Source organism: Rhodococcus sp. ACPA4 (genome assembly GCF_002300185.1).
GTDB classification, from domain to species: Bacteria; Actinomycetota; Actinomycetes; order Mycobacteriales; family Mycobacteriaceae; genus Rhodococcus_F; species Rhodococcus_F globerula.
This window is the reverse complement of record NZ_NSDY01000003.1, coordinates 388,702-406,771: the sequence shown is the minus strand read 5'-3', so window position 1 is coordinate 406,771 and position 18,070 is coordinate 388,702. Positions and strand designations below refer to the sequence as shown.

At 61.7% G+C, this 18,070-nt stretch carries 16 protein-coding genes; 5 read left to right on the top strand and 11 right to left on the bottom strand.

Features of this window, described 5'->3' with window-relative positions; genetic code table 11:
- Positions 1 to 220: 220 nt before the first annotated feature.
- From CJ178_RS31955 to CJ178_RS31945, 3 genes are read left to right on the top strand one after another with little or no spacing between them, the layout of a single operon-like run.
- Positions 221 to 523, top strand: coding sequence for a transposase (locus tag CJ178_RS31955; RefSeq protein ID WP_095889037.1), 303 nt, complete (start codon positions 221 to 223; stop codon positions 521 to 523).
- Entirely contained in the window at positions 523 to 1,008 is a 486-nt protein-coding gene (locus CJ178_RS33800) for an IS3 family transposase (protein ID WP_095889036.1), read from the top strand. Before CJ178_RS31955 ends, CJ178_RS33800 begins: the two co-directional genes overlap by 1 nt.
- The gene (locus tag CJ178_RS31945; protein ID WP_257013653.1) at positions 959 to 1,960 is read left to right on the top strand and encodes a helix-turn-helix domain-containing protein; all 1,002 of its coding nucleotides are present in this window, start codon (positions 959 to 961) and stop codon (positions 1,958 to 1,960) included. The genes CJ178_RS33800 and CJ178_RS31945 overlap by 50 nt, the downstream gene beginning before the upstream one ends.
- 114 nt (positions 1,961 to 2,074) lie before the next feature.
- On the opposite strand, the gene CJ178_RS31940 is transcribed toward CJ178_RS31945, so the two are convergent.
- Positions 2,075 to 3,280: an IS110 family transposase gene (locus CJ178_RS31940; protein WP_095889035.1), complete on the bottom strand. Its 1,206-nt coding sequence runs from the start codon at positions 3,278 to 3,280 to the stop codon at positions 2,075 to 2,077.
- Between the two features lie 141 nt (positions 3,281 to 3,421).
- On the opposite strand from CJ178_RS31940, the gene CJ178_RS33795 reads away from it, so the two are divergent.
- Positions 3,422 to 3,853, top strand: a complete 432-nt coding sequence (locus tag CJ178_RS33795; protein ID WP_373557498.1) for an IS30 family transposase — start codon at positions 3,422 to 3,424, stop codon at positions 3,851 to 3,853.
- A 175-nt stretch (positions 3,854 to 4,028) separates the two neighbouring features.
- Here CJ178_RS33795 and CJ178_RS31930 read toward each other — a convergent pair whose 3' ends face one another.
- Together CJ178_RS31930 and CJ178_RS31925 are read right to left on the bottom strand one after the other, a co-directional pair.
- Positions 4,029 to 4,913 (bottom strand): crotonase/enoyl-CoA hydratase family protein, encoded by an 885-nt coding sequence (locus CJ178_RS31930; protein WP_095889034.1) that lies wholly within the window; start codon positions 4,911 to 4,913, stop codon positions 4,029 to 4,031.
- Positions 4,906 to 6,507: an AMP-binding protein gene (locus tag CJ178_RS31925; protein WP_095889033.1), complete on the bottom strand. Its 1,602-nt coding sequence runs from the start codon at positions 6,505 to 6,507 to the stop codon at positions 4,906 to 4,908. The genes CJ178_RS31930 and CJ178_RS31925 overlap by 8 nt, the downstream gene beginning before the upstream one ends.
- A 164-nt stretch (positions 6,508 to 6,671) precedes the next feature.
- On the opposite strand from CJ178_RS31925, the gene CJ178_RS31920 reads away from it, so the two are divergent.
- Positions 6,672 to 7,301: a TetR/AcrR family transcriptional regulator gene (locus tag CJ178_RS31920; RefSeq protein ID WP_095889032.1), complete on the top strand. Its 630-nt coding sequence runs from the start codon at positions 6,672 to 6,674 to the stop codon at positions 7,299 to 7,301.
- Positions 7,302 to 7,325: 24 nt separating this feature from the next.
- Here the strand turns inward: CJ178_RS31920 and CJ178_RS31915 are convergent, their stop codons facing one another.
- From CJ178_RS31915 to CJ178_RS31880, 8 genes are all read right to left on the bottom strand, one after another.
- Positions 7,326 to 9,038, bottom strand: a complete 1,713-nt coding sequence (locus CJ178_RS31915; RefSeq protein WP_095889031.1) for an acetyl/propionyl/methylcrotonyl-CoA carboxylase subunit alpha — start codon at positions 9,036 to 9,038, stop codon at positions 7,326 to 7,328.
- A gap of 8 nt (positions 9,039 to 9,046) precedes the next feature.
- Positions 9,047 to 10,612 carry an acyl-CoA carboxylase subunit beta gene (locus CJ178_RS31910; protein WP_095889030.1) on the bottom strand — a complete coding sequence of 522 codons (1,566 nt, stop codon included), beginning with the start codon at positions 10,610 to 10,612 and terminating at the stop codon, positions 9,047 to 9,049.
- 405 nt (positions 10,613 to 11,017) lie between these two features.
- Entirely contained in the window at positions 11,018 to 12,571 is a 1,554-nt protein-coding gene (locus tag CJ178_RS31905) for a class I adenylate-forming enzyme family protein (RefSeq protein WP_179300916.1), read from the bottom strand.
- 11 nt (positions 12,572 to 12,582) lie between these two features.
- Positions 12,583 to 13,287, bottom strand: coding sequence for an ABC transporter ATP-binding protein (locus CJ178_RS31900; protein WP_095889028.1), 705 nt, complete (start codon positions 13,285 to 13,287; stop codon positions 12,583 to 12,585).
- Positions 13,280 to 14,005 carry an ABC transporter ATP-binding protein gene (locus CJ178_RS31895; RefSeq protein ID WP_179300915.1) on the bottom strand — a complete coding sequence of 242 codons (726 nt, stop codon included), beginning with the start codon at positions 14,003 to 14,005 and terminating at the stop codon, positions 13,280 to 13,282. Before CJ178_RS31895 ends, CJ178_RS31900 begins: the two co-directional genes overlap by 8 nt.
- The gene (locus tag CJ178_RS31890) at positions 14,002 to 15,057 is read right to left on the bottom strand and encodes a branched-chain amino acid ABC transporter permease (protein ID WP_095889026.1); all 1,056 of its coding nucleotides are present in this window, start codon (positions 15,055 to 15,057) and stop codon (positions 14,002 to 14,004) included. Before CJ178_RS31890 ends, CJ178_RS31895 begins: the two co-directional genes overlap by 4 nt.
- Complete coding sequence (locus tag CJ178_RS31885) at positions 15,054 to 15,935, bottom strand: branched-chain amino acid ABC transporter permease (protein ID WP_179300914.1); 882 nt, start codon at positions 15,933 to 15,935, stop codon at positions 15,054 to 15,056. Before CJ178_RS31885 ends, CJ178_RS31890 begins: the two co-directional genes overlap by 4 nt.
- Positions 15,936 to 16,027: 92 nt before the next feature.
- Complete coding sequence (locus tag CJ178_RS31880) at positions 16,028 to 17,209, bottom strand: ABC transporter substrate-binding protein (RefSeq protein ID WP_179300913.1); 1,182 nt, start codon at positions 17,207 to 17,209, stop codon at positions 16,028 to 16,030.
- Positions 17,210 to 18,070: the final 861 nt, after the last annotated feature.

Below are 18,070 nucleotides of genomic sequence, written 5' to 3'. Positions count from 1 at the left end.
TGAACTCGCGATGTTAAATCTACCGCCCGACATCGATGATCCGTTGTCTGTGTACGTACTCGATGCGGGTGAGTTTTTGCGCGATGAAAAGCGATCTATCGTTGTTCATGAAATCGATGGCTGAATCGCACCGGATTTTCCGGGGACTTCGATGTACCCCGAGTTTTCCGGAGTTCGTTTGTTTTACTTCAGGCATTGATGCACCCGAGAAAGGTTCACGATGCCCCGACGTTATCCGCCCGAGTTTCGCCGGAAAGTCCTCGATTTGTTGAAGTCAGGACGCACGGTCGCCGAGGTCGCCGCAGGTCTCGAGGTCACCGAACAAACCATCTACAACTGGCGCAATCAGGAACTCATCGACACCTGCCAGAAGCCGGGGCTGAGCTCGATCGAGAGCGCCGAACTCGCCGCCGCCCGTCGTCGTATCACCGAACTGGAGACCGAGCTTGCCATCGCCAAACGCTCCACCGAGTTGCTGAAGTCGGTGGTGCTCCCAAAAGGCGGTTCGAAGCGATCGAAGTGATGGCCAAGGAAGGACTACCGGTACAGACCTCGTGTCGGATCCCGGAGGTGTCGGAGTCCGGTTTCTACGAGTCGCGAAACAGGCCACCCTCAGAACGCTCACGGCGACATGCCTGGCTGACGCAGCTGATCACCGAGGTTCACACCGCCTCGCGCGGTACCTACGGTGCGCGACGCATCCACGCTGAACTCACCCTTGGCCACGGTATTGCTGTTGAACACGGCTGCATCGAATTGCTGATGAGAGCTGCTGGTGTGAAAGGACTTCCGGGAAACAAGCGTGCGCGTTCCAAGCATCAGACTCCGACCGCGAGCGATCTCGTGGACCGCAAGTTCACTCGCGACGAGCCGAATAAGCTGTGGGTCACGGATATCACGGAACATCCCACGCCTTGTATTCCAGCAATCGTCGCAACAACTACTGGAAGGTGTTGCAATGGCTGGCAAAAGTACACGGATCAGAGAATTCTTCCGATTACTCGATAGAGGTGGCACGGTCCGCGCCGCAGCGCGAGCGGTCGGCGTTCATGAAAACGCCGGCTACAACTGGTTGCGGAAGACAGGGCTGACCATGGTGCGGGCGGCGCCGCGCACTTACCCTGCGGAGTTGAAATCTGAGTTCTTGCGGCTCGTTCGCGAGCGGGAAATCATCTCGACCGTTGCTCATGAGCTGGGAATTCATCCGCCAACCGCGTATGCATGGGCGCGGAAAGCAGGGATATCGACCAGCGAGGCGCGCAAGGTTAACCCGCGGCGTGAAGAGTTCCTACGTCTGCGAGCTGCGGGACTCACGCGCGTAGAGGCCAGAACCCGCGTCGGGGCCGATGCCCGATCGGCGACCGACTGGGACAAGGGCATCACGATCATCAACCGCGGTCGGGTCTATCCCGACGGCCGGGTGGTGCGGTACCCGGTAAAGAACAATGACGGTGCGCCAGAACGAAGAACCCGCGCGATCGGCGGAAGCGTCGACCTCAACGTCGTCGAGAAGATCATCCATCCCCGTTACCTCAGCCTGCTCGAACGCGAGCAGTTGCAGGACCTACGACGCGCGGGGTTGTCGATCCGGGCGATCGCGTCAGAAATGCGACGCGCACCGTCGACGATCAGCCGAGAACTCAAGCGCAACACCATCTCGGCGAGGGGATATATGCCTCACACGGCACATCGGCTGTCGGTGAAGCATCGGGCCAGGCCACGGCAGGCGAAGCTGGTTGCCAATGCCGAGCTTCGTTCCTACGTCCAAGGGAAACTGGCGAAAAGGTGGTCGCCGCAACAGATCAGTCACCGACTGATCAAGGACTTCCCAACCACTCCGCAGATGCGCGCGAGCACCGAGACGATTTATCAGGCGATCTACGTCCACGCCCGAAGCGAACTCACACGAGAACTCGCAAAAGCAACTGCGGCGCGGTCGAATTGCTCGCAAGCCACATAGGCAGCCCGACGCCCGCCGGCCCCGGTTCGTAGACCCGATGAACTCCATCAGCAATCGGCCGGCAGAGGTCGACTCGCGAAAAGTTCCAGGACATTGGGAATCTCAATGCTGTTGTCAAGCAACGAGAGGCAGTGTGGCGGGAGTGGGTTCCTGGTAGGTGGTGTGATCGCGGAGCATGGCCCAGATGACATTGATGCGGCGGCGAGCGAGCGCAATGAGAGCCTGTTTGTGCGACTTCCCTTCGCGTCGTTTCCGGTCGTAGAACGTCCTGGACGCCGGACTGTTCTTCAGACTGGAGAGCGCAGCGAGATAACAGGTGCGGAGCAGTCTGCGGTTGAAGCGGCGGGGCCGGTGGAGATTGCCACTGATCCGTCCGGAATCGCGCGGGACCGGCGCCAATCCGGCGACGGCAGCGAGCCGATCGACGGTGTCGAATCCGTCCAGGTTGCCGCCGATGTTCGCGAGAAACGTCGCAGCGAGCACCACCCCGAACCCCGGCAGGCTCAACAGCACGTCGGCGCTCTCGTGGCGGGTGAATCGTTCGGTGATCTGAGCATCGAGGTCGGCCAGTTCGTGGTCGATCACCGTGATCTCGGCGGCCAGCTTGGTCACCAAAGTCGATCCGATCGTCTGGGTCGCCAGTCTCGTGCGTTGTGAGCTGGCCGCGTCGACGGCTTTCTGGGCGACGGCGGCACTGTTGCGGCAGCCACGATTCTTCAGCCAAACGGTGAGCCTGGAAGTTCCGATGCGGCGCAACCCATCCGGCGTCGGATAGCCCGAAAGCAGTGTCAGTGCGGCCTTGCTCTTGGAGTAGTCGAAAGCGCGCTCAAGCGCCGGGAAGTACTCCAACAGGGTGCCGCGGAGTCGGTTGATCGCGCGGACCCGATCGCAGATCAGGTCGGTACGACGCGCTGTGAGCAGTCGGAGGTCGACACTGATCTGGTCCGCTCCGCGGACGGATTGCAGATCGGTGCGCATGCGTGCTTGATCGGCGATGATCCGGGCATCTTTTGCGTCGGTCTTACCGTCGCCGCGGTAGGTGGCTGCGGCGTGGTGCACGACCCGTCCCGGGATATAGAGCAACTGCTGACCGTGAGCCGCCAGAAGTGCGATGAGTAGTGCCGCGCCACCGGAGTTGAGATCCGTTGCCCAGCAGAGGTTGTCGCCATCTGCAATCCCTACGACTGTCTCGATGAGATCGAGCAGCACGGTTTCGTCGTTCTCGACACGTTTGGACAACAAGACCGTTCCGCTCTGATCGATCACGACGCAATGATGCGTCCACTTTCCCGAGTCGATTCCTGCCCACACAGCCGACATCGGTGGCCTCCGTCCCTTCGCTCCGTTCCTTCTTTTGTTCACCCTGTCGATAACCGCGCCGGCACGTCCTTACCCAACGATCGATGTCGTAAGTCCCAATCAGCGGTCGAGTTATCGACGGGTAGCGGGCGGCCATTCCCAGTGAGCCGTCCGACGGCGGCAGGGCGATCTGTGCCATACCCGCTACCCGAGGGTGATCGCGACATTACGACACACATTCTTCGAAATCACCCACCACAACAACGTAAGGAAGGCGACCTCATCATCGGCACGCTGGGTGGATCGGCGATCGCGACACTGGTCGAACGCTCCTCCCGCTTCGTGATGCTCGGGCACCTCGGACGTGAACGGACTGCCGAAGCCGTCCGAGACTCCCTCATCACCACCGTCCGTCATCTGCCCGCATCGCTGCGAGGAACTCTGACCTGGGACCAAGGCGCCGAGATGGCCGAGCACCGCGCGTTCACTGCCGCGACCAACTTCGACGTCTACTTCGCAGACGCGGGCGCTCCCTGGCAGCGCGGCAGTTTCCGCGACGAGCGTCGCGCCCTCTCACGCCGGACTCCGTTTTGAGGTCGGAGCGACCGAGAGTCGAAACACAGTAGTAGTTGATCCTGGTCGTTGGAGAATTTTCTGTCCGACAGAAAGCCGTTCTTTGAAGGATGTCAGTTCACATCTGCCAACATCATCGAGGCGTGAGGGGCGAGACGGGGCGAACTCAATCACCTAGACGCCGGCCACGGATCACTCATCGCTCGGTGGTGGGATCACCGAGTTGTCCATGTAATCGTGAAACGGTAAGTGGGGAGAGTGGGTTACGAGTCGGTTCCGCTGGCAGTCGCCTCTGAGCGAAAGCTTGCACGCCTTCTCTCGCGTCGCCGCTCGCGAGGATCGCATGAATGAGAGCTTCCTGTTCGTTCCATAGGTTGGCATCCCAGCCTGTATGTGCCCCCTCGGCCAGGGACAACATTCGCTTGGTCGCGCGCACTGCGAGCGGGGCGTGGCCTGCGATGCGGGCGGCAAGTGCGAGCGCGATGGGGAGAACGTCGCCGGGTGGCGCTACCCGGTTCACTAACCCCCAGCGCAGTGCGGTGGCTGCGTCTATCGGATCGCCGGTTAACGCCATCTCGCGGGCGAGTTTCGACGGGATATGGCGGGGTAACCGGATCAGTCCGCCAGCCCCGGCGAACAGCCCGCGTTGCACCTCGGGTAGTCCGAAGACAGCGTCCTCGGACATCACAGCCAGGTCGCAAGCCAGGGCAATCTCCGCGCCGCCACCGAGTGCGATGCCGTTCACCGCGGCCACGAGCGGCGATTGGACGCGGTGCTCGACGAGGCCTGCCAGCCCCCATTCGGGGTGCTCGGTTGACTTGAATGATTCCCCCGCGGCGAGGGCTTTGAGGTCTGCGCCGGCACAGAAGGCCGGACCCGTGCCGGTAATGACGCCGACGTGCAGGTCTGGGTCGTCATCGAGGGTCTGCAGCGCCTTGCCCACTGCGCTCGAGAGTGCACTGTTCACCGCGTTGAGCCGGTGGGGGCGGTTGAGGGTGATAAGGGCGACGTGATCGATTCGCGTAAGTGTTGCCGCCGGGCCATTCCGACCATCTGCCGACGTCCGCTGAGTGTCAGACATTGATACTGTTTTCCCGCACAGAATTTCGGCGTGAGTCTCCCCTGTCATGGGTTTCGGGTGTCACGCCATGCGCACGTAGCTCGGCTTTGCGGATCTTCAGTGTCGGGGTCTTCGGGAGTTCATCTACAAACTCGATGTAGCGCGGCACCATGAAGCGCGCCATCCGCCCCTCAAGGAACGTGACTAGGTCGACCGCAGTAAGCACAGCCCCTGGCTTACGGACGACGACGATTTTGATCTCGTCCTCGCTCTGCTCTGACGGCACCGCGATTGCTGCGCTCTCGAGTACCGCTGGATGCTCATTGACGTCGGCCTCGACCTCCGCGGAGGAGACATTCTCACCGCGACGGCGGATCGCGTCCTTGAGGCGGTCCGCGAAATAGTAATTGCCGTCTGCGTCGCAGGTGAAGCCGTCGCCTGTGTGTAGCCATTGGTTTCGCCAGGCATTGGCAGTGGCTTCTGGCTTGTTCCAGTAACCAGCCATGAGGGCCCACGGCTTTTCGCTACGCAGGACGAGCTCGCCGAGCACCCCTGGTTCGACCTCGTTGTCATTGCTGTCGACGACTCGTGCCTCGAAGCCTGGTCGCACTCGCCCACAGCTTTTGACGTTGGCCAGGTTGTAGCCCTCGCTGAGAATGCAGCATGCGGTCTCGGTCATGTTAAACGTAGTCCGCGCGCGGAGTCCGAACCTGCGCTCGAATCCCTCCAGGTTGTCCGCGAGAGGCAACATGATTGCATCGCGCAGTGGGCTGTCCGCATCCGACGAGGATTCAGGTTGACCGACAAGAAAGTTGACCATTGCACCCATGAGGATCGTGGTAGATACGCCGAACGTACGGACGTCGGACCAAAATGCATCCGTGCTGAAACGCGACCGGATGATCACGCGACCGCCCACTAGCGCCATCGCGAACAACGGACCCTTGCCGCTCATGTGATACATGGGGAAAGGCGAATAGAAGCCGTCGGTCTCGTCGAACAGCTCCGGCGGAGTGATGCCGGTGCCGGTCAGTCGAGCCTGTGTCCACGGCACGAGAACGCCTTTGGACGGCCCGGTCGTCCCGGACGTGTAAAGGATGGACGCAATGTCATGTGCGGCCGGAGCTGCAAGTTTCACCGGATCCGCATCGGCCAAGAAGTCCGCCTCGCCCACAACCGTGATGCCGCCGACCTGGCAGGGAGGTCCGCCGACCACGACAATCGTGTCGAGTGCAACGTCCTCGCCAATCGCGTCGATGACGGTCTGGAGGTAGTCGGCGTGCACGATCAGGAGGTTCGAGAGCGAGTCCTCGACGATGTAGCGCAACATCCGGCCGCGGTAGGAGACGTTGACAGGAACCTCCAACGCACCCAGCCAAGCGATTCCCAGCCAAGACCCGATAGCTGGGAATCCCGGCGGAAGCATCGTCAACACGGTGCGGCCTCGCTGAACGCCTGCGCGGGCCAGTCCGTGGGCCCAGCCCCGCGCGAGTATGTCTGCCTCTCCGTACGTAAGCGCCGCGCCAGCCTCGGCATCCTGGATGTAGAGCGCATCGGGATCTGTGCCCGCGCGAAGCGATAGGAGTTCGGGGAGAGATTGACAGTGGTCGAACACGATTCCTCCAAGAGCGGTCGAGAGCTGTGCCTTGTGTCACAATAGAAGTACGTTGACGATAATGTCAACGCAGGTGATAGGTCGAAGTCGGAGGAGCTGATCCGCTCCTTGACAACGAAGCCCTAGGCTCGTGGACGAGCCGGACGCCCAGAGCAGGAGCTGTGATGACGCAGGACACTGAAAAATCCGCATGGTTCAAGCGGACTGAATACGATCGAAGCGATAGCGCTACCCGTACCCAGCTGGTTGAGTCGGCTGAACGCGTTTTCAGCGATGTCGGCTATGCCAAAGCCTCTATCGCCCGGATCACTGATGGGGCGGGCGTGGCGAGGGCAACCTTCTACGTCTACTTCACCTCCCGCCAGGAGGTCTTCAGGGTCTTGACCGAGGGACTCATTGCCGATGTCGCGGCGGCGCAACGACTCCCAGGGATCGATCGCACGGATGTCCGGGCGATCATCTCCTCGTCGATCACCACGATCCTTGAGGTCTACACCAGTAAGGCTGGCCTGCTGACAGTCATCGAGCAGCAGGCCAAGCTCGATGCCGATGTCCGGAAACTCTGGGAGACGTTCTGGGACGGTCAGATCCGAACTTCCCAGCGGTTCGTGATCCGCTTGCAGCAGCAGGGCAGCGCTGATCCGGGCATCGATGCCGCGCTCGCGAGCGAGAGTATGACGGCGGTGCTGCTGCACTACAGCTTGCGGAATGCCGGAGCCTCGCCGCAACGGATAGAGGTTCTCGCCGCCAAGCTCTCGCCAATTTACGAACGTCTCATCGGACTTCGTCGCTGACGTCTCACAGACACTTCGCTCCGGTCAGACCTTGGCTTCGACCGTCTCCATGGTCATGAGCAGCTGGCCAGGCTTCACAGTTTCGCCCTGCACAACACTCAACGCCCGCACCACCCCGGAACGCTCCGCGCGCACAATGTTCTCCATCTTCATAGCCTCGACCGTCGCGAGTGCATCTCCGCGCGCAACCTCGTCACCCACGCACACATGAACCACCAGGACGAGCCCGATCATCGGGCTGCGCACCGAACCATCGCCTCCGCTTGAACTCATGACACCCGTCTGCCGTCGACTGGCGGCACGTCTGGCTGTCGGCGGGCGTGCGATGCGTATCAGTGCGCCAGAGACCTCCAGGATGTCGGCGTCGCGCTGGTGTGCCCGTGGATCGTCGGCGCGGAGCGTCGGTTCGACGACCCGCTCGAACCATTCAGTAGTCACCTCACCTGCGACGAAGTCCGGGTGTGCGACGATATCCGCGAGCGCTGGCAGCGTTGTGGGCATGCCCCGCACAACACCTGAGTCGAGTATCCGCGCGAGCCGACGTAAGGCCCGGTCCCGATCTGGCGCATGAACTACCACTTTCGCTACGAGACTGTCGAAGTCCGGAGGCACCACATCGCCCTCGGTGTAGCCAGCATCGACCCTCACGCCTGCACCCGGTGTGAGCGTGAACTTCTCCAGTCGCCCGCTCGCAGGAGCGAACCCGTGAAACGGATCTTCCGCATTGACCCTGACTTCGATAGCGTGGCCACGAGCCTCCGGCATGCACTCGAATGAGAGACGCTCGCCAGCGGCCACCCGAATCTGCTCGGCCACAATATCGATTCCCGTCACCGCCTCGGTTACGGGATGCTCGACCTGGATGCGAGTGTTCACCTCCAAGAAGAAGTGCTCGTCGTCGAGGACGAGAAACTCCACAGTGCCCGCCCCGACATAACCGACGTGCGCCATCAGCCGCTCCGCCTCTGTCGCGAGGGCATCGCGAACCTTCCGAGAAACAAACGAGGCAGGCGCCTCCTCAACCAGCTTCTGATGTCTCCGCTGCACCGAGCACTCACGGTCCCCCACCGCCACCACAGTGCCGTACTGGTCTGCGATGATCTGGACCTCGACGTGGCGCGCACCTACGATGAACCGCTCTGCGAGCAACGAGTCGTCGCCAAAAGCCTTGAGCGACTCGCGCCGGGCGGCGTCCACCAAGTCTGCGACATCTCGTTCGTCGTGTACGACCCGCATACCGCGACCGCCACCTCCGAGCGCGGCTTTGACTACGACTGGCCAGCCACCCGTGCGACCCAGCGCAACGACCTCCTCGACGCCCTCGATCACGCCGTCCGATCCGGGAACCACCGTGATCCCGGCCTCAACCGCGATGCGCCGCGCCTGGCGTTTGTCCCCTAACGACGAGATCGTCTGTGGCCGTGGGCCTATCCAAGTGAGCCCGGCGTCGGTGACCGCCTGCGCGAATGCCGCGCTCTCGGCGAGAAAACCGTAACCCGGATGGACGGCGTCGGCGCCGGTTTCGAGTGCCGCCTCCACCAGAGCTGCGGCATCGAGATACGGCGTGATCGGGCCGTGCTGGGTCAGCTCGAATGCCTCGTCGGCACTCGACGCGTGCAGGGCTGCGGCATCTCGGGCAGTGTGCACCGCGACCGAGCCGACTCCAAGAGTCTCACAGGCCTGCACGATCCGAACCGCGATCTCTCCACGGTTGGCAATGAGGATTTTCTTGAGCATTGCGCGTCCTAGATTGGTGAGATCGAGTGGGACTTATGGGGGGCACGGCTCGGGTGCCGAACCGGCTTGCGACTCAACGCATCAACGAGCAGGGCCCGGGTGCGGGACGCAGGAACGACATCGTCGACCCCAAATCCGCGACCGGCGGCTAGCGGCGAAATATGGCGTTGAAACGAACTGAACAGTTCGGTCCGCTCGGCGACGGGGTCAGCCGCCTCCGCAATTTGCCGTCGGTATGCAATGTCAAGCGCCCCGTCGATGGAGGTAGCGGAGATCTCTGCGGTGGGCCAGGCAAGCGCAAGATCGGCCGAAAAGCTGCGCCCCCCATTCATCGCGATATAGCCAGCGCCGTAACCCTTGCGCATGACTACGCTGAATCGCGGTACCGTGGCCTGCCCCAATTCGAAGAGCATGCGCCCGCTGCGCCGGCCAAGCTGGGCTTCCTCTGCGGTGCTGCCCCCCAGGAACCCCGGCACGTCGATCAGATAGACGAGCGCGAGACCAAACGCGTCGCACATCGACACGAAATGGGACGCCTTCTCACACGCCGCGCTGTCAAGAGCACCGCCCAGATGCTGGGGCTGGTTTGCGATGAAGCCGACCGCCCGGCCCCCAAGCCTGCCCATCGCGGTCACCACGTTGGCGGCGTGGGTCGGCTTGATCTCGAAGACACTGTGATCGTCAGCGAGCGCGGTGACGACGCCTCGGACGTCGTATGCCACGCGCGTATTGGCGGGCACCATCGAGTCGATGATCGCAGCGTCAGGATGCTCGTCTACGCATTCCGCAAGTAACGATTGCTGAGAACTGTTCGACGGCAAGTACGACAAAAAGACACGCACGGCGTCTATTGCCTCTTCTTCGGATTCGACCGCCAGATCGGCAACCCCTCGGCGAGTCTGTGCGTCGGCCCCGCCGAGTTCTTCCTTCGTAATGTCCTCGTTGGTGGCTGCCTTGACTAGTGCCGGGCCAGCGATGCCCATCGCGGAGATTCCACGGACCATGACGACGAAATCGGACAGTGCGGCGAAATTGGTCGGTCCACCGAAGTTCGGCCCTACCATCACGGCCACGATCGGGACCCAGCCGGAGAGTCGGACCATCTCCGCGAATAGCGAAAATCCCCAGGCGAAGTGCCAGGAGTCGAGCCCCTCTTGGAGTCGATGCCCGCCACCATCGAGGATCATGACAAGCGGCACGCCCTCGTCCAGCGCGATCTGAACCAGCCGCTCCATCTTGAGCGAGCCCGACGCACCGTTACTGCCCCCCGCAACCATGAAATCAAAGGATGCGACGGCGACGTGGCGGCCGTCGATCTGCGCAGTGCCGGTCACGATACCGTCGGCCGGGGCGTCCACGTGCCCGTCAAACGCGGTGTCGCGAGTTGGGCCGACAAGTCCGCCCAACTCCACGAATGTGCCGGGGTCGGTGAGCATCTCGACACGTTCGCGGGCGGTCAGCTTCCCGAGTGAGTGCTGGCGCGCCACAGAAACCTCACGAGCGGCGTCGAGACCGGCACTGCGGGCCTCCTCCACGAGTGCCGCGGGCGAGGCGTCAGGTAAGTCGTCAGTCATGAAGCCTTCCTTGGTTCGCAAGTCTATCGATTCGTTGACACTATAGTCAACGCAGGTGAGAGTCAATGTCTGGCAATTTTCCTTACCCCTGCCTTAAACCCAACGACCGGGCGTCGCCACGCTGGTGCCCAGATACGCAACGAGCCGCGGCGGATCCAGGAAACCGCAGATACCTCAAGAATCATTGCCACTCACTGGCACACGGCGTGCCTCGACCACCTCACCACGTTCGAGGCCGCCGGAGACTCCTGTACTGCTGGATAGAGCCTGGGAGAAGGGCCGAGTTTGCAGCGGAGCTGCTGGAGCAGCGACATCGCGTTGCCCGTCTCGCTTTCGCCTGCGGCCCACGACTGAATTCCTCCGGAGACGCGATTCGAGCATCCGGAGGAATTCAGTCAGTTGAGGTCAACTCTGCTGAGCCAGTTTCCTGAGTTCGTTCTTGAGCACCTTGCCGGATGAGTTCTGTGGCAGGGCACTGACCAACTCATAGATCCGCGGCCGCTTGAACGACGCCATCTGTTCGCGGCACAGTGCATCGAGTTCAGCCGTGTCGATACCCACACCTGCCTTCGGCACGATATAGGCCACCACAGTCTCCCCCCATATCTCATGCGGCACGCCGATTACCGCAACACTCGCAACGGCAGGATGCTGGGAAATTACCTCCTCGATCTCCGTGGGGTAGATGTTGACCCCACCGGCGATGATCAGGTCCTTTGCTCGGTCGACCACATAGAGGTAGCCCTCCATGTCGAGTCGCCCTAAGTCGCCGCTCGTCATCCATTCCCCGCGGAAGGCTTCGGCTGTCGCCTCTGGGTTCTTGTAATATCGAGCGCCCAGAGCCAGCCCACGCTTGTAAATCATGCCGACCTCGCCACAGGGGACGTCCTTACCATCCTCGTCCAGGATCCGGACCTCTGTCCCCGGCCATGGCAGCCCGACTGATCGCACCTTGCGGAGCTGGTCCTCCGGTTTGAGAACCGAGTAGAACCCACCCTCGGTGGACCCGTAGTACTCGTACAGCCCCGCCCCACCGAAGAAGGACAGGAGTGCTTCCTTGGTGGCAGTGAGCAGGGGTGCGGCAGCACATACCAGCCCCCTCATCGATCCGACGTCGTACCTTTCTCTGCTGGGGACTTCGAGAATCAACGAGTACATCGTCGGTGCCATCGGCGCCCTGGTCACCTTCTCGCGCTCGATGGTGCCCAATACTTCCTCTGCATCGAACGTCCTCAGCATGACGACAGTGCCACCCACCATGAGTTGCTGTAGGCCCCAAACGAATCCGAGCCCGTGGTAAAACGGGCCGGCGATGAGCGTGACATCATGCTCCAATACCCCGAACTCTGCTGTGATCGCCAGCCAGTTCTGGACAGCGATGCGTTGCGGCACCTCGCAGGCCTTGGGATCGCCGGTCGTCCCTCCTGTAAACGCCAGATGGTAGACGTCCCACTCTTCCGCCACGAGGTAGTCGATCTCCGCCGACGAGCTTGCGAGGGCTGTCTCGTAGTCGCAGTACTCGTTTGCCGGCGGGTCTTCACCAAGCACCAAAACTTGGTACGGCGCGAGGCCGACTACCCCGTTGGCTGCCACGAAGGTCGATACCATGTCGGCGTCCACCACCACGGCCACGATATCGGCGAAGTCGAGAGCGTAGGTCATCTCGCGCGGCGTGAAGCGGTAACTAATCGGCACCACAGCTGCACCGAGACCAGCTGCGGCATATACGATCTCAGGGTACTCGGCCCGATTCTGCAAGATCGCTGCAATCTTGTCGCCACGCTTGACCCCGCGTGCGGCGAGTGCGTGTGCCAAGCGCGCGGTCCGCTCACTGACTTGTTCCCACGTCAGTCGGCGTCTCGAGCCTTCGATGACAGCGATCTTGTCCCGCCGTGTGTGCAGTCGCGCGTGCTGGTGTGGGATCGTCCCCACGAGCAGCTGTTCACCATAATTATCCACTGACGGTCCTCTCAAATGCCAAGGTAGGCAGAAACCACATGGTCTGAGCCCAGGATGTCCACGGGCTCGCCACGCATAATGATGTGCGACTCCTCAAGCACCACAACGTGTGTCGCGCAGATCGCCGGGATGCTGAGGTTCTGTTCAACCAGCAGGATCGAAGTAGTTTCCGCGATCGTCGAGATGGTCTCAGCGAGTTGCTCCACGATGATCGGCGCCAGCCCGTGCGATGGTTCATCGAGCATCAGCACCGCTGGCTTCGACAGCAGTGCTCGGGCGATCGCGAGCATCTGGCGCTCGCCACCGGACAGGGTGCCCGCCATCTGCCCGCGCCGCTCCGCGAGTCGCGGGAACAGCGCGAAGATCGGCTCGAGGTGCTCGTCGATGTTCTTCTCGACTTCGGTGTGTACAGAGGCACCCACGTGTAAGTTCTCCAACACCGACATGCCGGGGAAGGACTGCTGTCCCTCCGGCACGAACGCCAGCCCCGCTGCTGCTCGCTTGAACGGGTTGAGCCTGGTGATGTCTTCGCCGTCGAGTAGCACCGCTCCGGCCAGAGGAGTGAGTAGACCTGCGACCGTACGCAGCAACGTACTCTTGCCAACCCCGTTCGCGCCGAGGACGCACACTACCTCGGCTGGCCCGACAGTCAGGTCGATGTCGCGGAGGATGACCCGCTTACCATGGCCTGCCTCGAGGCCATTGATTTCAAGCATGGGTACCCCGTCCCAGGTAGGCGGCAAGGACGCGCTCGTCCTTCTGCACGGTCTCCGGGGTGCCCTGACAGATGACACGCCCTCCTTCGAGCACGACGACGCGCTCGACGGTGTTCATCAAGAAGCGCATGTTGTGGTCGACGAGCAACACTGTCGTACCCTCGTCGCGGATGCGGAGAATCACTTCGCGAAGGAGCTCCAGATCGATGCCAGTCAAACCCGCTCCCGGCTCGTCCATGAGGACCACTTCAGGTCCTGTAGCGAGGGCGATCGCGACGCCGAGTCGGCGCAGCTCACCGAATGACAGATCGCCGGCGCGGACCCGAGCGCGACTGTCGAGCTTCAGCATCTCCAGCACATGGGAGACCTCAATCGGTTTGCGCGCATGGAGAGCCCCAATCTTAATGTTCTCGATGACGTCGAATTCGGGAAATACTGTAGAGGCCTGAAAGGTTCGGGCCACGCCCGCTCTGGCAGCTCGGCCAAGTCGCCAGCGTGTCGCGGGGCTGCCACCATAGATGACGGTGCCTTCTGTCGGCGCGGCGAGGCCGCTCAGCACGTTGACGAGTGTGGTTTTACCCGCGCCGTTGGGCCCGATCAGGCCCGTAATGCTGTGCCGCGGCAACTCGATCGTGACATCACCCAGCGCTTGCAGGCCCTGGAACCGCATGCCGATCCCCCGTGTCGCGAGCACGATGTCTTGGGTATCCATGGTCATGGACGTTCCTTTCGAAGTGCGTTCCATGCCTTGGTGAGGAGATTCTTGCCGAGGCCGACTATGCCCTTGGGCGCCAGCATCACGACGAGCAGCAACACGGCGCCGTAGACCAGTGTGGAGACCGAGTCGAGGTCGCGGAAGATCTCGGGGCTACCGACTACGATGATCGCTCCGACTATCGGTCCGAGGAGAGTGCCGGCGCCGCCGATGATGACCATCGCGAGTGGCTCGAATGACGCTTCGGCGAAGTTGAAGGAGCCCGGTGTGATGAATCCGAGCCAGTGGCCGAACAGCACACCGACCAGGGATGCCAGTACCGCAGAGGCAACGAAAGCACGCCGCTTGCCCTTGGCTACATCAATACCGACTGAGGCGCTAAGCGTTTCGTTGTCTCGAATGGCCTGCCATGAGAGTCCTTGCTTATGGCGGTTGACGAACGTGAGCGCCAACACGAGAAGGACCAGTCCGATCAACATGACCAGGAACCACTCCTCTGCGGTGTGGATCGAGAGGCCGAGCAGCGTGAGCGGCGCGATCCTTCCGCCGTCCTCGATCGGCCCCGCCGTTGAGATGCCTGCGGCCCCTCCGGTCACGCTGCTCCACGCGATGAGCACGTTGTAGACCACGATCGTGATGCCAGTTGTCAAGAGCGCGAAGTGGAGGCCCTTGGCTCGGAAGATGAAGAGGCCGAGGATAGCGGCGATGGCTCCCGCGCTACCAGCGGCGACAGCGAGGGTCAGTAGACCTGGCCATCCCCATTGGCCTGTGCCGAGCACGCCGATGTAGGCGCCGAGCGCGAGAAAGCCGCCCTGCGCGAGGTTGAGCTGCCCCGCGTAGCCGACTGAGATGTTGAGGCTCGAAGCGACAAGCGCCCAGACGAGGATTGTCGTGCCGATATAGAGCTCATGGTTGCTCAGGTTTGGAGCCACAAGGACCCCGCCCACCACCACGGCCATCGCTACTCCCAGTCGTACGGAAAGTGGCGTTCCACGCCGCTCGCGGACCGGCACGTCGGAGACAACGGGCGAGTCCGAATCCTTGATGAGTGTCATAACTGCACCTTCTGGGCCGAGGCCTGACGAAACGCGCCCTCAGGACGCACGGAGAGGAAGATGACCAGGGCGACGAAGACGACCATGTTGCGGATGTCGTTGGAGATGTACCCGGCCGCGAGCGTCTCAACGGCGGCGATCAGGAATCCGCCCCAAACTACGGCCTGCAATCGCCCGCCAGCGCCGATCGCGACGAGTAGGACGAACGAGACAAGTGTTGGATGAAAGCCCATGTGCGGCTCAAGATTGAGCGTAGGGGCGAGCAACCCGCCTGCAAGTCCGGCAATACCAGCTCCCAGCGCGAAGGTGATGGCGCCGACGCGGATGATGTTGACTCCGGCAAGGGTCGCGATCTCCCGGTTCTGGGCGACGGCGCGCAGCGAGCGGCCGAACCTGGACCGATAGACCAATACGCCAACCAACGCCGAGATCGTCAGGGCGGCAACAATAATGAGCATGCGATAGCTGGCGATGCTCACGCTGCCAAGGCTGACTGTGCCCTCAATCGGCGCCTGGACCGACAGCGGGTCGATACCCCAGATGAAGGTCACGAATTCTTGGATGATGATCGAGAGCGCCAACGATCCAACCAGCACCGCTAGCACGCTTGATCCCTGGAGGCGGCGGAAGACAGAACGTTCGAGCAGCCACCCCACGCCGGCGACGATGACTGCAACGAGTGGCAGGGCGAGCCAGAACGAGATGCCAAGTTGTGAGACGGCTGTCCACTGGAGATAGGCCCCGAGCGTAAACATCTCGCCGTGGGCGAAGTTGGGCAGGTGCAGGGTGTTGAAAACCAGGAAGAGCCCGAGCGCCACCATGACGTAGGCACCGCCTAGCACCAGACTGTTGGCTAGTTGTTGCAGGAAGAGATCCATTAGTGACGTCCTTGGATACACGGGTGGAATTGCTGAAGTAGGGGGCGCGCCCGTTAGGACGCGCCCCCTCATTAGGACGCGCCCCTGGGACGTCAGTCCGCAATCACGAAGCCGACGCCCGCTTGCCACCTGACCGCGGCGGCGTTCAACAAAACCTCACGGTCCTTGAACACCTGTCCACTGTCCTGCGGCCGGAAATCCTGGATCGTGATGTCCTTGATCTCGTCAGTCTGCAGGCCCGACATCGCCGTCTGCAACGCCTGCGGTGAGACCTCATCTGCTGACTCCAGGCCAGCGAAAAAGACCTGCATGCCGTCGTATGCGGCGACAGCGAAGGTGCCCGCCTTGTCCCCGAGACCGGCTGCCACTGTCTCGGCAAGTGGATCCTTCGCAGCCAGGAACGGATCCAGGTTGGCCAATGGTGTCGCCTGGGTTACGTTCACCATCGCCGCCTCATCGTTGACAAGCGTTTTGACCTCGCCGTTGGTCATACCCGCAGACCACTGGAGTGGGACGTTTCCGCCAAGCTCCTTCGCCTGCTTGGTGATCAGGACGGTCTCGGCGGGGTAGGCACGCACCAGGTAGATATCCGGCTTGACGCTCAACATCTTGGTGAGCGGCGCGCGAAAGTCCGTGTCCCCTAACTGCATTTTATCCTGTAGGACAACTGTTCGGCCGAGAGCCTCGATGCCTGCGACGAGGCGAGGCTCCTCGCTGACCAGACCGGTGTGGAGCTGGTCGGTGATCATGCCAACCGTCTTGATCTCAGGATGATTCTTGAGGTAATCCAGGGCAATATCGGTGTAGAGGTTGATCCGGGCCCCAGAACGGAACACATTCGGGTTCTTTGTCGGCCCTTCGACAGCAGCAACCGTGAGTTGAAAGTATGCCTCGGACTGGGCCATTAGCGATTGACTGGCGCTGGCCGTTCCCGATCCGAACGGACCGAACACAAAGTTGTACCCCTCGTCGAGCGCCTTGCGTGCCACAGACTGCGCGACGTCGGGCTTCTGTTCGTCATCGAAGAGCGTGAGGTCGATCTTGTGCTTGGTGCCGTTGACCTCAACCCCGCCTGCGTTGTTCTTCTCGTCAACTGCGTACTGCATCGCGGCCGTTACGCTCTTGCCGTATACCGATGCCGCCCCGGACATCGGGGCGATCGAAGCGATACGAATTGTCCCGTCGTCTCCCGAACCGCTCGAGGAACCACAGGACGACAACAGCAGGGAGCCCACCACAGCGGCCACCGCTACGATTCGAAGTTTCTTCCTCATGGAAACGCCTTTCATAGAAACAGATGTCTGTCGTTGAAACGCCAGGACGAGCTGCCCCCAAACAGGCCCGATCGCGTGTCGCGGCTCACAGTAATTGCCGTTGACATCATTGTCAACGCTAAGATGTCACCATTGTCAACGCTAAGACGTCACCCTTGCCGACGAATCGATTCACGTTCGGCGACCCCGACACAGCAAGTTGCCGGTGCGCAAAGAATGCGCTCCTACCAGGCATTGCGGAAAGCCGCCGCCCCCTAGAGGTCGGGAAGTCGAGAGCGGGTCTGGTTTACGGGGCATCGAACTCTCGACGCACCCGCCATACAGGGCGTCTCCGGCATCGCCGGCGGCCAAGTATTCGCCAATAGACAGCGTCGGAATTACCCGATCGGTTCAGAGCACTGCGGATGCTCCTGCACCGAAGTGGGACCGAGTTTTTTGAGATGCGGGACTCGACGGCCGTGTGCCCAGCCACGGGCATCGATCCACATTCGCTATGGCAGTGTGCCCAACTAGCACACTGTGAACGTCCGAGGTGTACCTGTCGAGATAGTCGGTCAAGCTGGTATCAACGATCGGAAATGGTCCTCGAGAATAGACCCGTGCGCACCTTCCGTTTGAAATTTCCTTTCGAAACCAAATCAACGACCCCCATGGCCTCATTTGGCCAGACGCCAACGGTGCTCTGCACCAACGCTTTCCACCTGAAATTAACCTGTCAAAGCACGCCGCCAAAGCCTGAAATAGTGACCGACGAACTATACGGACGGCTTGAAAGTCCTTGATTGGGCGACCACGTTGAGAGCCGCAGAATCCAGCGCGAGCGCCATCCGCGCTAGTCATCTCCGGCGAGATACACAAATG